Source organism: Ectopseudomonas composti, assembly GCF_001567565.1.
GTDB classification, from domain to species: Bacteria; Pseudomonadota; Gammaproteobacteria; order Pseudomonadales; family Pseudomonadaceae; genus Aquipseudomonas; species Aquipseudomonas composti_A.
The window spans coordinates 143,975-160,663 of the sequence record NZ_LSSW01000031.1 but is presented as its reverse complement, the minus strand read 5'-3'; the positions used below and the strand labels follow the sequence as shown (position 1 = coordinate 160,663).

The window sequence follows — 16,689 nt, the reverse complement described above, 5'->3', positions numbered from 1 at the left end:
TGGGCCGCGGGCCAATTTTACGATCACCGTCCAAGCGGTGAACTCGGCCATGGCACGGGTAACAGCAGAAGCTCAGTATCCTGGATACAAATGCATCAACGCTCCGGTGCAAGTCCGGTAAGCGTTCCAATCATGCGGCCTCGGGACTACCTCTTCTACCTGCTGGGCATGGGTGATGACCCGCAGGTCGCCGTGCCACTCGTTTCGCAGCAGTCGTCGCCCCCGACTCAAGAGGGCTGCTACGAAATTGCCTTGCTCGCCGCTACTGAGGAGGAGGCACTTCGGACATGCAGGGAATTCCTTGAGAGAGGTAGCAGCCCCCACGAACTCCCCAAGCAGAGGCAATCGCGCCACAACTTCCACGCAATCGCTCTGGATGCTACCTGGCCAACGCGGCGATTCCACGAGCTTCACTGGCTATGCGGCCACAAGGCCTCGCCAGCCAATTTGCAGAGTCTGAAGGGCCTCGCCGACATCATCCATGTGCATTACCTCCGACCAGCTACTTCAGCGATTCCCTCCGGCATTCGCGTCTATCAGTGGACGAAAGAGCAAGACATGTTCGACTTCTGGCATGCCCTGTACGCTGCCCGGGACAACCCAAATTTACTTGGGTTGGACTGGACCAGTTATGCCACCTGGAATCCGCAACAACTGATCGGCAGGTACGTCTCAGCGCAAGCAAAATCCGCCCTTCAAGCATTGCAGCATTTACGAAACCGCGTGCGACTTTACCAGTCAGATCGTGCACAGGAGGCACTGCTAGTCGTTGAAGGCACGCCGACGATTACGCACGGCGAATACGCACAGATAGTCGGCAGTCTGGCGGAAGTACTGGGATGTGAAGTTGCTCCTGTGCTTCATCTCACAGATCTGCATGAAGGGTGCAAAATGAAACTGCTGATTTTTTCTCCGCAGTGACGGGCCCCACCACTGACTGCAGCGACGAGATATAACGAAATTTCAGACCTAAATCATTTAAGGGAAGACGGGTGCGTATTGCCCTCTTCTGCCCTTCCCTTTTCAGGAGTCTGAACGATGTCGATTAACTGCCCTTCCTGTAACTCTGCGCGCGTCACAGCGCGCAACCATGCCCGCAAAATCGGTGGTGCAGCCGGTGCTGTAGGCGGAGCAGCAACCGGCGCGGCGAGCGCTGCCGCCGGAGCCCAAAGTGGTGCTGCTCTGGGCGCGGTCGCCGGCCCCATCGGAGCGGCCTTGGGCGGCCTGGCTGGTGCGATCCTGGGTGGCTTGGCTGGCGGCGCAGTTGGCAGCCTCGCCGGTGCACGCATGGGTGAAGAAATCGATGCCCACGTACTCGATAACTTCGAGTGCCATGCCTGCGGCCACATCTTTTCCCTCGACCAGTAGCCCTCCTACAAGGCGCGCCACGCGCCTTCATTCACTTCCATTCCCACCAACTCGGCATTCGACTGCCGGGCGATAGCCAGTTCCTCTGGCAAGGAGATCTTTATGGCTCACCTCATCGAGCAAATGGCCTACGTCGGAGCCACCCCTTGGCACGGCCTGGGTAATCAACTTACGCAGAAGCAGCCCCTTGAAGTCTGGCAGCGCGAAGCCGGTATGGACTGGCAGATCCTGGAAAGCCCTGTTCATTTCAAGTCAGACGCGATTGGCCATCTCGGCACGATCCACTCGTTCCCCGAGCAGAAGGTATTGTTCCGTTCGGATACCAAGGCGCCCCTGTCGGTGGTCTCCCAGCGCTACCACACCGTGCAACCGCGCGAAGTGCTGGAGTTCTACAGGGACCTGACCGAGGTCTCCGGCTACGAGCTGGAAACCGCAGGCGTACTCAAAGGCGGGCGCAAGTTCTGGGCGCTGGCGCGTACCGGGCAAGGCGCTGCACTCAAGGGTAACGACCAGGTCAACGGTTACCTACTGCTGGCCACTTCCTGCGACGGAACCCTGGCTACCACCGCAACGCCAACCACAGTGCGCGTGGTCTGCAATAACACACTGACCATCGCCTTGGACGGCACCAGCCGAGCGATCAAGGTGCCGCATAACACCCGCTTCGATCCAACGGTAGTGAAGAAGCAACTCGGTATTGCCGTCTCGCAATGGGACGACTTCATGTACCGCATGCGCGCGCTGGCCGAGCGTAAGGTGCAATGGCATGAGGCACTGGGCTTCTTTATGAACGTCATGTGCGAGACCAGCCCGACCGGTGCGCTTCCGGAACAACTGCCCAACGAGCGCGCCCTGCGCAAGGTACAGGAACTGTATGAAGGTCGTGGTCGTGGCAGCCAGCTGGACTCGGCACGCAGCACCGCCTGGGGCCTGCTCAATGCCGTCACCGAGTACGTCGACCACGAGCGCCGTGCACGCAGCAACGAGTACCGCATGGACTCGGCCTGGTTCGGTCAGGGTGCGCAAATCAAGCAACGCGCGCTGGATTCTGCGTTGAGGTTGGCAGCCTAACTCCTGCCCTGAAGCCTACCCAGCCCAAGCGGGCTGGGTGGCTGTTCGACCTCGGACAGAAGTTCGTCAATAATCACACACCACCATCTAGAAGGATCTTCACGTTGAAACAGATAGCTATCGTTGCGTTACTCGCACTCGCCATCAGCGGATGCGACAAACCCAAAGAAGAAACCGCACAGACAAATCAACCTCCGGCAATGTGCGCCAAGGATACGGATTGCAAAGGCGACCGCATCTGCGAAAGCGGACAGTGCATGTCCCCTACATCGCAGCCTACCGCAGCTACAAAACCTGAGTTACTTGCACCAGCTGCCCCCAGCATTGCCTACGAGGCGCTGCTGATTTCAGACGATGCAGCGGGCCCCTTCAGCATCGCCTACATGGATCTCGGCACTGCACTCAACTACCAATCCAGAGCAGGGGTGGTCAACCTCATGGAGTCGGTTGTGCAAGACCCCGAATCCACCGGCTACGTCAAAATCGAAAAAGCCTATGCCTTTGGTCCGGACAAATTCGTTCTGGTTGTCTCAACCGGCGAAAACGGCAACTCCTGCCCGGCAACCACATACGTCCTTAGCTACGACACCAAGAGCGAAATTGTCGATGGCAAAACGAGCATTGATGGCTGCTCTGAAACCGTCGAAGCCTTTGCTGAAAACAACAAGCTAAGCGTTAAGAAAGAAGGGGCAACAACCGTCGTCTACAACGGCAAAGTCATCTAGAGACACCCACCTCTTACCCTCTAAAACCACGCCCGGTCAGCTTCGCGCTGACCGGGCTTTTTTATGTCTGTGAGGTATGCACATGAAAGCCACTTCATTGAACGGCAACACTCGTAAGCCCCGCCCTGCTCTGCGCCTGGTGAGTACCAAGGAGCTGCCTCGCGAGGACTGGCTAGCGATTCGCAAACAAGGCATTGGCAGCTCCGATGCTGCCGCTGCAGTAGGTCTGAACCCGTACAAATCGCAGTTGGAGCTGTGGCTGGAAAAGACCGGCCGCGACAGCAAACTACCGAAGACCGATCCCCACGATGAGGAAAGCCCGATGTACTGGGGTAACGTCCTGGAACCCATCGTGGCCTGGCACTACAGCAAGCGCACGAAGCACAAGGTACGGCGGATCAACGCCGTGCTGCAGCATCCCAATCCGGAGCTGCCCTGGATGCTGGCCAACATTGATCGAGAGGTGATCGGCACGGACGAGGTGCAAATCCTCGAATGTAAGACCGCCGGCATAAATGGAGCACGTCTCTGGAAAGAGGGCGTGCCGGAGTATGTACAGCTACAGGTGATGCACCAACTCGCCGTGACTGGCAAGCAAGCTGCTGATGTGGCTGTGCTGCTGGGAGGCCAGACGCTGGAGATCCATCGCATCGAGCGGGACGAGCAGATGATCGCTCGCCTGATCGAGTTGGAGCGCCAATTCTGGCATTACGTGGAAAGCGACACGCCACCTCCAGCCGATGGTACGGCCTCCGCTGAAGCTGCCCTGCGCTGCCTCTACCCAGAGGACAGTGGAAAGACCGTCGACCTCAGCCAGCATGCCGGCCTGACCGCGGCCTATATCGAGTTGAAAGCCGTTCGGCAGTCGATTGCTGATAAGGAAAAGCGCGAAGCCGAACTCAAGCAGATGCTGCAGCAGGCCATGGGCGACGCCAGCCGGGCGGAGTTCTCCAATGGCTATGTCAGTTGGCGCAAGGCCAAGGGCAGCGTAGGGCTCGATGTCGCCCAACTGCTCAAGGACAAGCCATACCTGCAGGCCAAGTACCCGCTATTGAAAACCGGAGCACGGCGCTTTCTCGTCGGTTGACTCCCTCACCCTCTCACGCCCTTCCCCCTTGGCCGGTCCATGCAGTTCGCACTGCGTGGCTGGCCTTTTTTATTTCCAGGAGAACCACCATGCTCAAAGGTCTGGCTATCACCCCGCCGGTACTCGGGCGGATTTCCATCGGCAAGGTCATCGAGAAGAACGGCAAGCGTCTGCCGGAAAAGGATGATCAGTTCACCATTACCTCTCAGGTGCAGGGCAAGGATGGCTGGCTCCTGCACCCACTGAATGACGAACTGCGCCAAAGCGATGGCGACAAGCTACGCAGCATCCCCATACGCCTACTGTTCAACGAACCAGAGCTGAACTTCCGCGCCGACTACACCCTGTTCGATCGGCAGTCTGGGCGTCCGTTGTGTGTCGGCAACGGTGATACCTGCAAGCGCGTCACGCAGGACGGCATGCAATCTCTACCCTGCCCTTCGCCAGATGCCTGCTCCTTGGCCAAGGGCGGAGCGTGCAAGCCCTATGGCCGACTCAACGTGGTGATTGGAGACGAGGATCCGCTGGGCAGCTTCGTCTTCCGTACCACCGGCTTCAATAGCATCCGCACCATCGCCGCTCGGCTGCATTACTTCCAGGCCATCTCGGGCAATCGCCTGGCCTGCTTGCCACTGGAACTGCGCCTGCGTGGCAAGTCCACTCGCCAGAGCCACGGCACACCGATCTTTTACGTCGACCTGACAGTACGCCACAGCATGGACATGACTCAAACGCTGCAGGCGACCCAAGAGCTCGATGCACAACGACAAGCAGCTGGTTTCGATCAGGCTGCGCTGGATGACGCAGCACGTCGAGGCTTTGCCAATGGCGCCTTCGAAGACAGTGAGGAAGACACAGGCGCCATCGTTGAAGAGTTCTACCCCACCGACAGCGGCAGCCCTCCCGCCCCCTGCCAAGCCGCACCGAAAACCAGCCTGAGCGAGAAATTGGAATCACAGGTTCAACGGCTGAGTGCCCCCTCTCCTCAGAACTAAGGACACCATCATGAAACTGCACAAACTGAAGGCCAGTGAGCCAAGCGGAACCTACCTGGTTGAATCGCCAGTCACTGAAGCTGACATCCTGCTAATGGCTAGGCAACTCGCCAATCAACGCCTTCGTCGGGGACGGGCACTGACCTCTCCAAGAGAGGTTTTTATCCATTTGCAAGCACTGCTCGCCGATTACGAACACGAGGTCTTTGCTCTGCTTTTGCTCGACAGCAAGAACCGGGTGATCACGTTTCACGAAATGTTCCGAGGCACCCTGGACGGCGCAAGCGTTTACCCGAGAGAGGTGGTCAAGATGGCATTGGCGCACAACGCGGCAGCGATCATCCTGGTCCACAACCATCCTTCAGGTGATCCCGAGCCAAGCCATGCGGACCGCAACCTGACGCACAGGCTGCAGGAAGCGTTGAACGTGGTTGGCGTACGAACGCTCGATCATGTCGTGGTCGGCAAAGAAGGCTGCATCTCGCTAGCTGAGTCTGGCTACTTGTGAGGAGACCATCATGGAATGCTTGATATGCAACTCCTCGGCAGTTCTGACCCGAGATGCTGCAAGTGCCATTGCACGCACGCTTGGAATCGCGGAAAGCTTCATCAAGGGCACTCAGCGAGCTACCGTCAGCGCCAGCCCAGCAGCCCCTCAGCCACTGGCGCAAGTGCTGAATATGATCACTGACGGAACATCAGCGGTCTCGTCCGAATGGGAGGGTATCAACACCTGGATTCAGGACATGCAGAAGTATCAGTTCATGGGGCACACGTGTCTTTGCTTGCGCTGCGGAGCATTGTTCGATGCCCCCCAATCCAGCGCTTAGCTCAACTACGTGCCAGCCTTTCAACCAAACGCTCTACAACCTCCATCACCAGTTGCCTGTCGTCTCCACCCAGGGAGGAAAGCAAAGCATGGAGACGACGCGCCTGGTCCTCTGGACGGTCACTCGCTTCTGTCAGGAGTTCAGCTGTTTCGCAGCCGAAGACACCAGCCAACTCCACCAGTCGCTCGATGTTGGGCATGACCACGCCGCGCTCAATCCGCGACACCGCTTCGCTGCCTATCCCCAGTCGCTCGGCAACCTGCTCCTGGCTGAGTCCGGATTGCAGGCGCTGCCGAGCAATCGCCCGTCCCACTACATCAGCCAGCCTTTTCGATTCGGTCTTTGACATCACACCCTCCAGTCATCCCAGATGGTCGTGTCACAACCTGTTGACATGAAGGACCCATAAAGTCGAGACTCAACCTTAAGGGTTGCCATTCATCTCAAATGGCTTGCTCGTTGGAAAAAACCCGCCCAGTACCGCCCCCCTTTCGTCACAGAAAGTGCCAGATGTTTACCTCACTTGCTGAGGCGAAATGCTCAATCATGCAGATGAAAAAACATCGGCATAATTAAAAAATGGAGTGTAACTAATGCTGATAGTCATACTTTGGATCACCCTGGCCATAGTGCTCGGGTTTACCGCCAAAGCAAACGGAAGGTCATTCTGGATCTGGTTCATTCTCGGGATGATAATTGACCCAATACTGGCTTGGATTGTTTATGTAATTGTCGTAAAGAGCCAATAGCACTTGAAAGCTTCTGAAATCCCTCAGGAGAGCTGAGGGATTTTTTTTTGCGTCAGACCGCATAGCTTCGAGGCCAAGCTGTAGAGACTCTTCAATGACGACGGCCGTTTGGCAATCTGTCCATTGGCCAAATGGTATCTAGCCGGCCAACCTCAGCCGATCTGGCCGCCCTGCAGCACTCTTTGCCAAATTGCGCTCTTGGATTTTAGCAACAACCCAGTCCTGCACCTCATCTTCTACCCAGCCGACACATCGCTCCCCCAAGGAGACTGGTTTCGGAAAGGCCTCTTCCGCGATGTACTTGTAGACGGTCGAGCGAGCCAGCCCCGTTACCTGCATTACTTCTTTCAGTCGAATCAGTCTCATGATTGAAACTCCATTGGTTTGTCCCATGAGATGGCTCAGTCCTGTGTAACTTAAATTCAGCGTAGCTGGCTCATACCAAAGTTTCGCCAACCATCTCCGTACTTCTTCGTGCGAAACTTAGCAAAATAGCTCAACCGATAAAAAACAGCACTAACCTGATCCGTAATCATCTCACTGTCCCTTAGCAAGGACATCACTGGTCGCTCGGGGAAATGGACACCCCTCATTGCCTCTCGCCAGTGTAAACCCAAGGCAGCAGCCCAAGCTTTACATATACGACCGGCTATCAGGTCACTGTAGTTTGCATCTTCACTGTGTAATTTTGCGTAATTTCCAACTCCATAGTAAGCATCGCGATTAAGCAAGAAGGCAACATGATAGTGAATGCTACCGGATGCCCCCGTCTCTCGCACCCAGACATAGCGCAACATCGGATCATGTCCACGCCCGCCTTTCGCACGACTTGCCAAGCTCTCGGCAAGCAACTGACTCTTAACCGAGTCAATAAACTTGCTTATTGATCCCGAACAAAGACATCCACCCCTAGGAACATGAAGATCAAATCTAATGACAGACCATCTCGAATGCTCCCTCAAAGCGCCAAAGATCAAGCCATATATCTTCTGAACATAAATCAAATTCATTTCATGCAGCTTAAATTGAACAGGAAAGCCTCGCCACCTATACGAAGAATCAGGGGGACACATGTACATTAGAAATCTCCTATGAACGACACATAGAAGACCTCCCACCCATACAATAATAAATCAAAGCCAATGAACAACCCACATCAAATAATAATAACTAACCGACATACTTTTACCCACCCACACACCGCACAACCGCATAGCAAAAGGAGTCCCGCGACACATAACAAGCCAAATTAACTAAGGAGTTAAGTAAACCCAGCCCCGGCACACCCCGTCGCTCACCAGTGATTTAACGATGTTCATGCTCTCCAACAGACACTTGCTAGCTTCACCGTATCGATCACAAGCCCATTTTGGAAGCAGCTATCCCAGGGAGGCGGCTCCAGAGCACCACCCATCCAAATAAACCGCAGCCAGGTATCCACCTAGCACGTGCCCCTGATCCAGACCTTCGAATATAGCGTTGATCTTATGCTGAATTACTGCTATTTCTGCTAGAAATAGCAAAAATAGCAGGTAAAAAATGACAAATTCAGATGAATTTACGCCGTTAGAGATAGACTCTCTTGGCGAAGACTGGCCCAGGTTCCATGAACATAGTCTTCTGGAAGCCGCAGTAACTGAAGCCAGCCGTGAGCTTCAGATTTCCCGAGAAATGGCTCTTATGAGCGCCTTTGGGGCCATGGCCACAGCCTGCCAAGGACATGTAGATGTGGAGTTGCCCACTGGCCACCGAAGGCCCACATCTTTGATGTTGTTAACGATTGCAGAGTCAGGCGAAAGGAAAACCACAGCACAGAATTATTTTTTTGATGAAATCTACAAGAGTAATAATTCTGCATATCACGACAACCAAATAGCACAAAACAGATACAAACAAGAAAATCATCTTTGGAACATTAAAAAAAGAAGCTTGGAAAAACAATACAGCAAACATTTGACGCAAGAAAAAAACACTGACGCAAACACACTACAGCAAACATTAACAGAGCTTCTCAGCGCTCAACCTTCCCCCCCGCGCTCCCGTAAATTCCTATATGACGACACAACCCCTCAAGCTCTAGTACAAATGCTATATGAAAACATATCTAACGGATGCCTATTAACCAGCGAAGCCAATAGCATTTTTAGCGGTAAAGCCCTAGAAGAGCTCGACAAACTTAATACCCTTTGGGATGGAGGTACCGTAATAGTCGACAGGATATCAAGAGAAAGCTTCCTACTCCAAAATGCCAGACTGACGCTGGCCTTAATGGTTCAGCCAAGTGTAATTTCCCGCTTTATGGATAAGCGCGGAGATGAAGCTCGCGGCACTGGTTTCCTCTCAAGGTTCTTAGTAGTCAAAGCTCGCACGATGGCAGGTCAACGCACCAACAAACTGCTGTCTGAGCAACCCAAAAAACAAGAATTCAATGAAAGAATCCTTCACATGCTAAACACCCAAATGGGAACAGACCGCCAGATTCTTCGCTTTTCAGAGCATGCCAAAAACGCGTGGTTTGAATACAGCAGCCGCCTCGAGTCCGAGATGCAAGAAAACGGCCTGTATTTCTATCTGAAAGACCACGCCTCAAAATTATTAGAGAACGTCAGCCGGTTAGCCGCCATCCTGCATTCCTTTGAGAGCAACAGTGAGCACGACACACAAATAGAATCAAGTACACTTGAATTCTGCTGGAAATTTTCAAGGCAGTGCTCCAGCCACTTCATGGAGCACTTAGCCGATGAACCACAACTCGTCACCGACACAAATTTATTGGTCAACTATCTATTAAAAAAAGCTTACTCTGAACAACACCATAACAATCAAAGCTCAGCGTCTCTGCTGCCTGAAAATCAGCGACCAGGTGTACAAACCAGTTTCATACCAACAGACATAAAACAGTACGGCCCTGGTTGCTTAAGAGGCAATGTTGGCTCTGATCGACTTATGGCCAGCATACAACTCTTAACAAAGCTCGGTCACATTTTAAAGTCAGGGGGCCGCTATGATTTTAGTGAGTCAATTTTCACGAGAGCAAGACAGGAAATGAGGAACGGCGAATTTATAAAAATAAATTCCTTACCCCTGCATAGTGAACAAATTCGCGAAAATCACTCCAGAGGTTATCCATCGGTTAACTACCTCATAATATCTAAGGATATCATGAGGTAAATAGCCCCGACCTCATAGAGAACGCCTGACTTTCAAGCTACTTGAAGATCGGCGGCTCTCAAGTAGAAATGCGCTAGATAAAGCAGGACCACATCAAGAAGCTTCTCGAGCATCACCGGAAAACTGTAGATCACCTTGAACGCTCAGCCTCACACTCTCTGGACTTCAAGGGACACTTCGGGCAACGGGCGGACATAACCTGGGGAGCAACTATGGCGGAGAGTGTTCAGGCCGGGGTATGGAATTGGGACAACGGGGTAAACCCCGTCGCGGGCCAAGCCACAGCCGACTGAGCATCTTGACGCGCCTGTGATAGCTACCCCTTCTATACGGAGCAGAGCTGCTCGGGTGGCTATGAGAGTTCCGATAACTCCGGCCGGTACAAAACCGGCGCCAACCGGATCATCAACTGACGTTTCAGATAAGCCAATGCATCGCTGTCAAGATCCAAGCTTTTCAAATGCTCGAGTAACTCGCTTTGCCCGGGCTGGCCAAATGCCAGGCGATAGAGAGATAGTATCTTCTGCATATTAGGGTACCGCCGGGCCTCCTCGCTGAAGGCCAGACTCGGGATCAGCCGGCGAATCTTCGCGTTGCCCTGCGGATAGTGCCAGTACGGCACTAGGTCGGTGCCCCAGGCCAGGCTCTCGGCAGATTTGAACAGGTGCTCCCAACTGGTTGAAGGCGTTTCGGCCCCGGTCACTGCCTGTACGACCCGCCGCCTGACCACCAGCGACTGATAGCGATTAACCCGTCCTTCACGTTGTTCCAGATCAATGGGGTTACTGGGCAGGTTCCAGTGCACCACCTCACTGCAGTACCAGTGAAAGTCCAACCCTTCCTGGCCGATGGAAGTCGATGCCAGGACAAAGGGGCGAAACGGCGAGTTGAAGCTCTCCCGAATGCTGACAATGCGAACCTGGCCTGCATCGTCCGTAGACTTCTGCGCGCCTAGCGGCACCGCGTAATGGCAGCGCAGGTGGGTGTCGTCCTGGTCGCGGTCGAGCTTCCATACCTTCACGCTCGACGGCGAGGTACGCAGCACGTTTTCCAGGGTCGACACGACGCCGTCAAGTGAGCGGTCGGGGGCCAGCAGATAGATGTACTCCTCCAGCATAGCCTGGATACCGCCATCGGCGCAGTATCGGACAATGCCGCGCCACGGGTGCTCGGCGTCCAGCCGTCTAGCGATCGCACTGCCGGCCACCCCGTTGAACAGGCTAACGAACCCCAGCGCCACCCGGCTGACATGCCCATGCAGGCAGTGCTGCTCTGGGTAATACTGCCTGAGGGCACGGTGCGCACAGACCGACGGAGACCCCAGCGCCAGTCTGGCAAGGTGCTCCGGCAGGTCGGCCGGCATGGCGCCCAGATCGTCCAATTGCTCAAAGCGACGGGCAATTTCAGCAGCACGCTGGTGCACGCCCCCGGACACCAGATGCGATAGGGCTTTGAACCAATCGCTCGTCCAGCCCTCATGAACTTTGTCCAGCAACATCGGCGCGAACAGATACCAATGATGGCTGTTGTGCCCTCCCCTAAACCTGCGCTTGAACGGCGCCAGCTGCTGCTTGAAGTGCCGGGTCAGTTCGGCGATTCGCTGCTGCAGAGTGGCTGGCGAACGCTGGACAGGGATGTCGATCAGGCAGCGCGCGGGGTAGATCAATGCCCAGCTGGCCAGGTCGCCACTGTCGAGCTTGATCACCGCACGCCGCCTCAGCGCATGAGTGTCTTGCGCGTCCTGGCCCAACCCCGCGCGGCGCCTGCTGAAATATTCGGTTTTATCGGTAAGGTGCTGCTGCACCCGCCGCTCCGCTTCGTAGCTGACCAAGCCGCTGACCATCCGCGGCACCATGGCCCAGGACGAGAACAACAGCGTTTTGCTGAATTGTTCATGGCCTGCGAAGAAACCCTCGAGCGGATAGTGTGGCCAGCTGGGCGGCAGCCACAGCAACATTTCCGGGCCGGCCGTGCGTCTCTGTGCGAACAGATGGGTGGTCAGCCAGCGAACCTGGGGATTGGGTGCATCACGGGCAACGTCGAGTGTGAACTTATGCACCCGCTCACGAGGCAGCCAGAGCTGCTTGTTGGCGTTGATGCGCTTGAACTCTTGCGGCGAGCGCTGGTAATGGCGCTGCAACAGCTGCTGGATGTTGTAACCGGTACTGAACGACAACGGCCAGGCCGCCGACTTGAAAAAGCTCATGAGCTGGCTGGCCAGCTGTCGCGAGCTGTCGTTTTCGAGCAGCACGGCGAGCCGGTCGAGTGACACGTAGGCACGGATATCGTCAGCCCGCAGTTCTGGCCCGGGCCGCAAGGGTTTAGCATCGATCAGGCCATCGACATCCTGCGCTATCTGGCCGCGCTCCGTACGGCAGATCAGCGGGCGCAACAAGCCTTCCACAGCTCTCCTGGGCGCGTCATCGAGGGCCCTGGCGTTGACCCTGTCGGTTCTCAGTCGCAGCAACTCAGCCTGCAATGTCTTGCGCGCCGGCTCATACGCCTGCAGAGGCGACAGGTTCAGAAACGCTAGAATCTGCTTAAGCTTGCTCAAGTGGCTATCATCGTTCTCGTCGTCCGCCACCGTGCTCATGGCCTTGAACGGCGTGGCCGAGAGCAGCAGCACCTTGCAGTCGCGCTCGCGACTGAAGATCTCCCGGGCAATCAGCGAGTGCTCACTGTCCTCAGCCTGGTCCAGCAGGCTTTCAAAGCGCTGGAACTCATCCAGAATGAACAGATCCGCATGCAACTGCGTGGCGCAGCAGTGCGCGAATAGCACCCGTAGCTTGCGCATCATCTCGCGCTTGCTGGCGCGGTGGCGCTGGGCACGCAGGCCGGCAACGCTGCGCAACTGCTCCAGCAGGCTCTGCCCCTTGTCTGGCTGCGCGCAGTCGATCTGCGCGAGGAAGGCGTCCACGATCGGCTTGAGCAAGCCTTGTCGCTCGATCTGGCGCAGCTCATCCTCCCACCCCTTGGCATCCTGTACCCTGTCCTGAAACAGCGCCGTCAAGCTGCGACGCGAGCCTTTCAGCTGCGGGTGGCGCAGCAACGCCGCCAGGATGATGCCCCGTTCACGCCGATTGCCAGTGCCCTTGGTCAACGCAAACGACGTGGCCGGAGTGAGCGTGCATATTTCCAGCACCGCATCTTCGTGCTCGGGCTGACAGAGGGCGACGTGGGCCAGGCGTTCATAGGAAGGCTGACGAACCCAGCCACTATCGCTGGGAAATACCGCCAGCTTGGTCAGGTTCTCGGCGGCTAGGCTCAGGTTGGAACAGATATAGGTGACCCGCATGGGCTCGCGCTTGCGCCAGTCACGCAACATCGACACGATCAAGCCCTTTGCGACGATCGTCTTGCCCAGCCCTACCTCATCGGCCACCAGCACCCGCCCGCCATGTTGCGGGTCATTGAACTGCGCACTGATGCGCTCGACCGTGGCGCGCTGAAAATCCTTGAGTTTGCACCAGGTGCGCTGCAGGGCCAGCTCGATGCTTTCGCGATCCGTTACACACCCAGTCATGCTTTGCTCCTCGAAAATGCCTGGTACTGCGCCCACAAACTGTGAAGCTCCGGGGGGATCAGGTTCTCGGTGTCGGCCAGCTTCGCCAGAATATCGTCGATGCGTTGCAGCTTTTGCGGCTGGCGAGCAGCACACCGCAGCAGCGCTTCATGCAGCGGGCCGCCGAGCATCTGGCCGATGAGCGCGTCAGCATCGCTGCCGTTGCCTGCTCCATCCCTCGCGCGGGTGTCGAACTGGTGGGCATGCGTGGGGCTGAGCAGCCTGTGAAGGTAGGCCAGCAGCTTGTGCGGACTGTCGATCAGGGTGGTGGTGATGTGCTGCTCGCGATTGTCGCCACCGTCGATCTCCAAGCGCAGCTTGATCATCTGTTCACTCGCCACCTCGGCCCCGGTGAGCACCCGCAGTATCAGGAAAGCGCTGACCTGGGCGAGCTCCATGCCCTCCCACATCAGGCGCGGGGCTAGCACCTGGGGCTGCCCACTGACCAGCGGCTGCGCCTCGATCACCCAGTTGCCCTCGGCTTCCAGTACCTCTGGCGGGCACTCGATGAAGCAGGTGTAGGTGCCATTGGCGTCGGCCACCGCACGCATGCACCAGTCGGCCTCAATCAACCGGTACAACAGCCTGCGCAGGCAGGCCTCGGTTGGCTGCTCGGGCTGCAAAGACAATCCACCAAAACCATGGGGCACGAAGACCCCATTGGGCTCCTGCTCGCCACCCACCAGTTCGGCACGCAGTTGCTGCGCCGATTGCCGAGCGTTGCTGCTCGACAGGCGCAACATGAACTCGGTATTGCGCGGCTGAGCACCGATGCCGCCCAGCGCTGCCCGGGTGGCATTGGCCGAGCCCACATGCCAGTGGCTGACCGGCCCCTCCTGCAGCACAACCATCTTGGCGTGCAGATCCTGCGCACGGGCGTGGCTGAGTTCATCCTCAGCGTCGATCAGGCGGGGGTTGAGCGCGTAGCACTCCCAGCCTTGCAACCGCTCCTGGCCCAGGCGGTCGAGCTCCTGCGCACGGCTGAACAGCCAACGGCGGGTGCGGCCCTGCCCAAGCTGCTCGAGGGCATCGGCATGCAGAAACGGCGACATAACCATCACGGTGTCAGCCTTCGGGCATGACAGCAGGGGCGACTGCCCGGGTTGCCCGGGCAAGGTGCCCAAGGCACTGAAGCCATCCGGCCTGTCCCAGGTGACCCGCGCCAGCTCCTTGGTCAGCAACGCCAGCTCGCTGCGGAAGTCCTCGGCGCCAGGCATCAATGCCTTGAGCAGCGCCACCAGCCCTTGGTTGTCGTCACTGCGGGCGCCAGTCAACTCGCCCTCCAGCGCCACTGCAAGGTCCCAGCTGCGGTCGAAGGTCATGTTGCGCGACATGACCAGCAACCGGTAACGCACCCTCTTGCCCTGATCGATGAAGCGCAGCAACCACAGCTTGGGGTGGAACGCACTGAAGGCTTGCGTCGGCACCTGGGGCACCAACAAGGGTTCGAGCAGCAAGAAAAGCAGGTTGAACTGGCGAGGCACCTTTATACAGCCTTGCTGGAAGAACACCTTGACCTTGCCCTTGAGCTGGCTGATCGCCTCGAGCAGGGCCAGCTTGTCGGCCTTCAGGTCGCCTTCGGGCGTGCAACTGAACGACAGCGCCAGTGGAAGGCACAGCAAGGTCTCGAGGTCCAGCGAGTAGGTCGTTGCCACCGCGTGGCTCAAGGTAAAACCTTCAGGCGCAGTTAACTTGTCGCCGTAGTCGATGCGGTCAGCATGCGGATTCAGCATGCCAAGCCCTCCTGAATATCGCGCAGTACATTGCGCACCTGTGCCCAGCGGTAGTCCAGCCGCGCCATGCCATGCCATTTGAAGTCTTCGGGCAGGCGCCTGTTGAGGATGCTGCGCTGGTTCTTGTTGGCCCTGGCTTGCGCTTCGATCAATCTGTCCAGCTCAGCCTCCCGGGCATTGCCGGCAATCCCCCGCGCCCAGTTATCCAGAAATGCCCTGGTGTGATCGGGTAGCACAACCTGGGTGTGCGCCAGCCATTGCCCAATCTCCTGCGGCTGGGCATGCGCCTGCGAGCGCCAGGCGTCCCATTCATCGCTGTAGCTGCTCAGCAAGGGTCGGTATTCGGCACCGTTACGCACCAGCAGGATGTTCAAGCGCAGATGGGCACCATAAATCAGCTCACTGAACGCCTGCGCCATGGCCACATTGTCGCGCGTCTGGCGAGGCAGTTGCGCCTGGCCGCCCACCCAGGCGGCCAGCGCAGGGAACCCGTCCCGCCCCTTGACCAGCGCCTGCTCGCGCAGACCGGATCGTTCAAGCTCGGTGGCGAGGTTGTACTCGGGGCCCGCCTTGAATTTTTCACTCAGGAAACGCGCCTCCGACTCGGTCAGTTCGATGCTGACGCTGGCAAGCCAGTCCGGCTCATAGCGATCCAGGTGAACGAGCCGCGACGGGCTGTAGGCGTCGCTGTCATCCCCCGCCTCGTCCGGCTGAGCTTCCCAGGGTTCATCTGCCGAGCCGATGGCCTGCGCGAACTGACGCAGCGACCCTTGGGTATCGATCAGCTTCCAGGTGCGCAAGCCGACCCAGTAGATGGACGATGGTTGCCTGGAAACCCGTTCGCCTTTCTGCAGGGAAAACCCGGATATACCGGTCTGCCCAGAGTCACGGTGGCGCTCCCTGAGCAATTCAGAAAGCTGCGCCTCCTGCTCTTCCAGGTAGTGACCGAATGGCTGCTTGCGCTGGCGCGCACAACTGAGCTGCAAGTAATCGCGGATGATCCGCGGCACGCTGATGAAATACTTGGCCCGGGTCTGCAGGGTGGAAAACCCGGGGAACATCAAGTCGGCGAACGCATCGCGCAAGCCTCCGATGCCCAGTTCGTCCAGCGTGCCGGGTTGTGCAAGCTGGCTGAGCGCATGCTTGACCCGATCACGGTCTTCGTTAGAAAAGTCCACCCATCCCAGTTGGCTACGGTTCGACACCCTGTCTCGCTCCTTGTCCTCTTCGCGCAGGTGCCACAGGGTATAGCTTTTAGCCACCATCCGTTAAGCTTGTTCATCAAACGGGACAAATTCGTCGATAGATGGACATATACGACCGACAAGGCGTTCGCCCATGAATAAAAATTAACTTATAAATCAATAGATTGAGCACTAAGCTCGCTTAGGCACAGCG

Annotated in this window: 14 protein-coding genes; 8 read left to right on the top strand and 6 right to left on the bottom strand. The window is 57.0% G+C overall.

Annotation, left to right across the window (positions count from 1 at the left end; genetic code table 11):
- Window positions 1-90 precede the first annotated feature (90 nt).
- The 7 genes from PCLY_RS22305 (at window position 91) to radC (ending at window position 5,754) form a co-directional block, all read left to right on the top strand.
- Window positions 91-921, top strand: a complete 831-nt coding sequence (locus PCLY_RS22305; protein ID WP_156458643.1) for a hypothetical protein — start codon at window positions 91-93, stop codon at window positions 919-921.
- 117 nt (window positions 922-1,038) lie between these two features.
- Window positions 1,039-1,368 (top strand): hypothetical protein, encoded by a 330-nt coding sequence (locus tag PCLY_RS22300; protein WP_061242412.1) that lies wholly within the window; start codon window positions 1,039-1,041, stop codon window positions 1,366-1,368.
- Between the two features lie 102 nt (window positions 1,369-1,470).
- On the top strand, window positions 1,471-2,439 hold the full coding sequence (locus PCLY_RS22295; RefSeq protein WP_061242410.1) for a DUF932 domain-containing protein: 969 nt from the start codon (window positions 1,471-1,473) through the stop codon (window positions 2,437-2,439).
- A 104-nt stretch (window positions 2,440-2,543) separates the two neighbouring features.
- On the top strand, window positions 2,544-3,164 hold the full coding sequence (locus tag PCLY_RS22290; RefSeq protein WP_061242408.1) for a hypothetical protein: 621 nt from the start codon (window positions 2,544-2,546) through the stop codon (window positions 3,162-3,164).
- 82 nt (window positions 3,165-3,246) lie between these two features.
- Window positions 3,247-4,251, top strand: coding sequence for a YqaJ viral recombinase family nuclease (locus PCLY_RS22285; protein ID WP_061242405.1), 1,005 nt, complete (start codon window positions 3,247-3,249; stop codon window positions 4,249-4,251).
- 89 nt (window positions 4,252-4,340) lie between these two features.
- On the top strand, window positions 4,341-5,246 hold the full coding sequence (locus tag PCLY_RS22280) for a recombination directionality factor (protein WP_061242403.1): 906 nt from the start codon (window positions 4,341-4,343) through the stop codon (window positions 5,244-5,246).
- Window positions 5,247-5,256: 10 nt separating this feature from the next.
- A complete protein-coding gene (radC, locus tag PCLY_RS22275; RefSeq protein ID WP_061242401.1) occupies window positions 5,257-5,754 on the top strand; it encodes a RadC family protein in 498 nt (165 codons plus the stop codon).
- 323 nt (window positions 5,755-6,077) lie between these two features.
- Here the strand turns inward: radC and PCLY_RS22265 are convergent, their stop codons facing one another.
- The 3 genes from PCLY_RS22265 to PCLY_RS25440 all read right to left on the bottom strand — a co-directional run bounded on the left by PCLY_RS22265 (window position 6,078) and on the right by PCLY_RS25440 (window position 7,835).
- A complete protein-coding gene (locus tag PCLY_RS22265; protein WP_061242395.1) occupies window positions 6,078-6,425 on the bottom strand; it encodes a helix-turn-helix domain-containing protein in 348 nt (115 codons plus the stop codon).
- Window positions 6,426-6,963: 538 nt separating this feature from the next.
- On the bottom strand, window positions 6,964-7,191 hold the full coding sequence (locus tag PCLY_RS22260; RefSeq protein ID WP_061242393.1) for a helix-turn-helix transcriptional regulator: 228 nt from the start codon (window positions 7,189-7,191) through the stop codon (window positions 6,964-6,966).
- Between the two features lie 56 nt (window positions 7,192-7,247).
- Window positions 7,248-7,835 (bottom strand): inovirus Gp2 family protein, encoded by a 588-nt coding sequence (locus PCLY_RS25440; protein WP_197432225.1) that lies wholly within the window; start codon window positions 7,833-7,835, stop codon window positions 7,248-7,250.
- 529 nt (window positions 7,836-8,364) lie between these two features.
- Between PCLY_RS25440 and PCLY_RS24650 the strand changes: the two genes are divergently transcribed.
- Entirely contained in the window at window positions 8,365-9,996 is a 1,632-nt protein-coding gene (locus PCLY_RS24650; RefSeq protein WP_082768136.1) for a YfjI family protein, read from the top strand.
- A 352-nt stretch (window positions 9,997-10,348) separates the two neighbouring features.
- Here PCLY_RS24650 and PCLY_RS22255 read toward each other — a convergent pair whose 3' ends face one another.
- Genes PCLY_RS22255 through PCLY_RS22245 form a run of 3 tightly spaced genes read right to left on the bottom strand, consistent with a single transcriptional unit; the run spans window position 10,349 to window position 16,496 of the window.
- Window positions 10,349-13,519 carry a helicase-related protein gene (locus PCLY_RS22255; protein ID WP_061242391.1) on the bottom strand — a complete coding sequence of 1,057 codons (3,171 nt, stop codon included), beginning with the start codon at window positions 13,517-13,519 and terminating at the stop codon, window positions 10,349-10,351.
- Window positions 13,516-15,291: a phospholipase D family protein gene (locus tag PCLY_RS22250; protein ID WP_061242389.1), complete on the bottom strand. Its 1,776-nt coding sequence runs from the start codon at window positions 15,289-15,291 to the stop codon at window positions 13,516-13,518. The genes PCLY_RS22255 and PCLY_RS22250 overlap by 4 nt, the downstream gene beginning before the upstream one ends.
- Window positions 15,285-16,496 (bottom strand): DUF6361 family protein, encoded by a 1,212-nt coding sequence (locus PCLY_RS22245; protein WP_231740200.1) that lies wholly within the window; start codon window positions 16,494-16,496, stop codon window positions 15,285-15,287. Before PCLY_RS22245 ends, PCLY_RS22250 begins: the two co-directional genes overlap by 7 nt.
- Between the last annotated feature and the right edge of the window lie 193 nt (window positions 16,497-16,689).

Coding starts and splice junctions, on each gene's coding strand:
- PCLY_RS22305 (WP_156458643.1), top strand. CDS start 91: ATGCATCAACGCTCCGGTGCAAGTCCGGTAAGCGTTCCAATCATGCGG.
- PCLY_RS22300 (WP_061242412.1), top strand. CDS start 1,039: ATGTCGATTAACTGCCCTTCCTGTAACTCTGCGCGCGTCACAGCGCGC.
- PCLY_RS22295 (WP_061242410.1), top strand. CDS start 1,471: ATGGCTCACCTCATCGAGCAAATGGCCTACGTCGGAGCCACCCCTTGG.
- PCLY_RS22285 (WP_061242405.1), top strand. CDS start 3,247: ATGAAAGCCACTTCATTGAACGGCAACACTCGTAAGCCCCGCCCTGCT.
- PCLY_RS22280 (WP_061242403.1), top strand. CDS start 4,341: ATGCTCAAAGGTCTGGCTATCACCCCGCCGGTACTCGGGCGGATTTCC.
- radC (WP_061242401.1), top strand. CDS start 5,257: ATGAAACTGCACAAACTGAAGGCCAGTGAGCCAAGCGGAACCTACCTG.
- PCLY_RS22265 (WP_061242395.1), bottom strand. CDS start 6,425: ATGTCAAAGACCGAATCGAAAAGGCTGGCTGATGTAGTGGGACGGGCG.
- PCLY_RS22260 (WP_061242393.1), bottom strand. CDS start 7,191: ATGAGACTGATTCGACTGAAAGAAGTAATGCAGGTAACGGGGCTGGCT.
- PCLY_RS25440 (WP_197432225.1), bottom strand. CDS start 7,835: ATGAATTTGATTTATGTTCAGAAGATATATGGCTTGATCTTTGGCGCT.
- PCLY_RS24650 (WP_082768136.1), top strand. CDS start 8,365: ATGACAAATTCAGATGAATTTACGCCGTTAGAGATAGACTCTCTTGGC.
- PCLY_RS22255 (WP_061242391.1), bottom strand. CDS start 13,519: ATGACTGGGTGTGTAACGGATCGCGAAAGCATCGAGCTGGCCCTGCAG.
- PCLY_RS22250 (WP_061242389.1), bottom strand. CDS start 15,291: ATGCTGAATCCGCATGCTGACCGCATCGACTACGGCGACAAGTTAACT.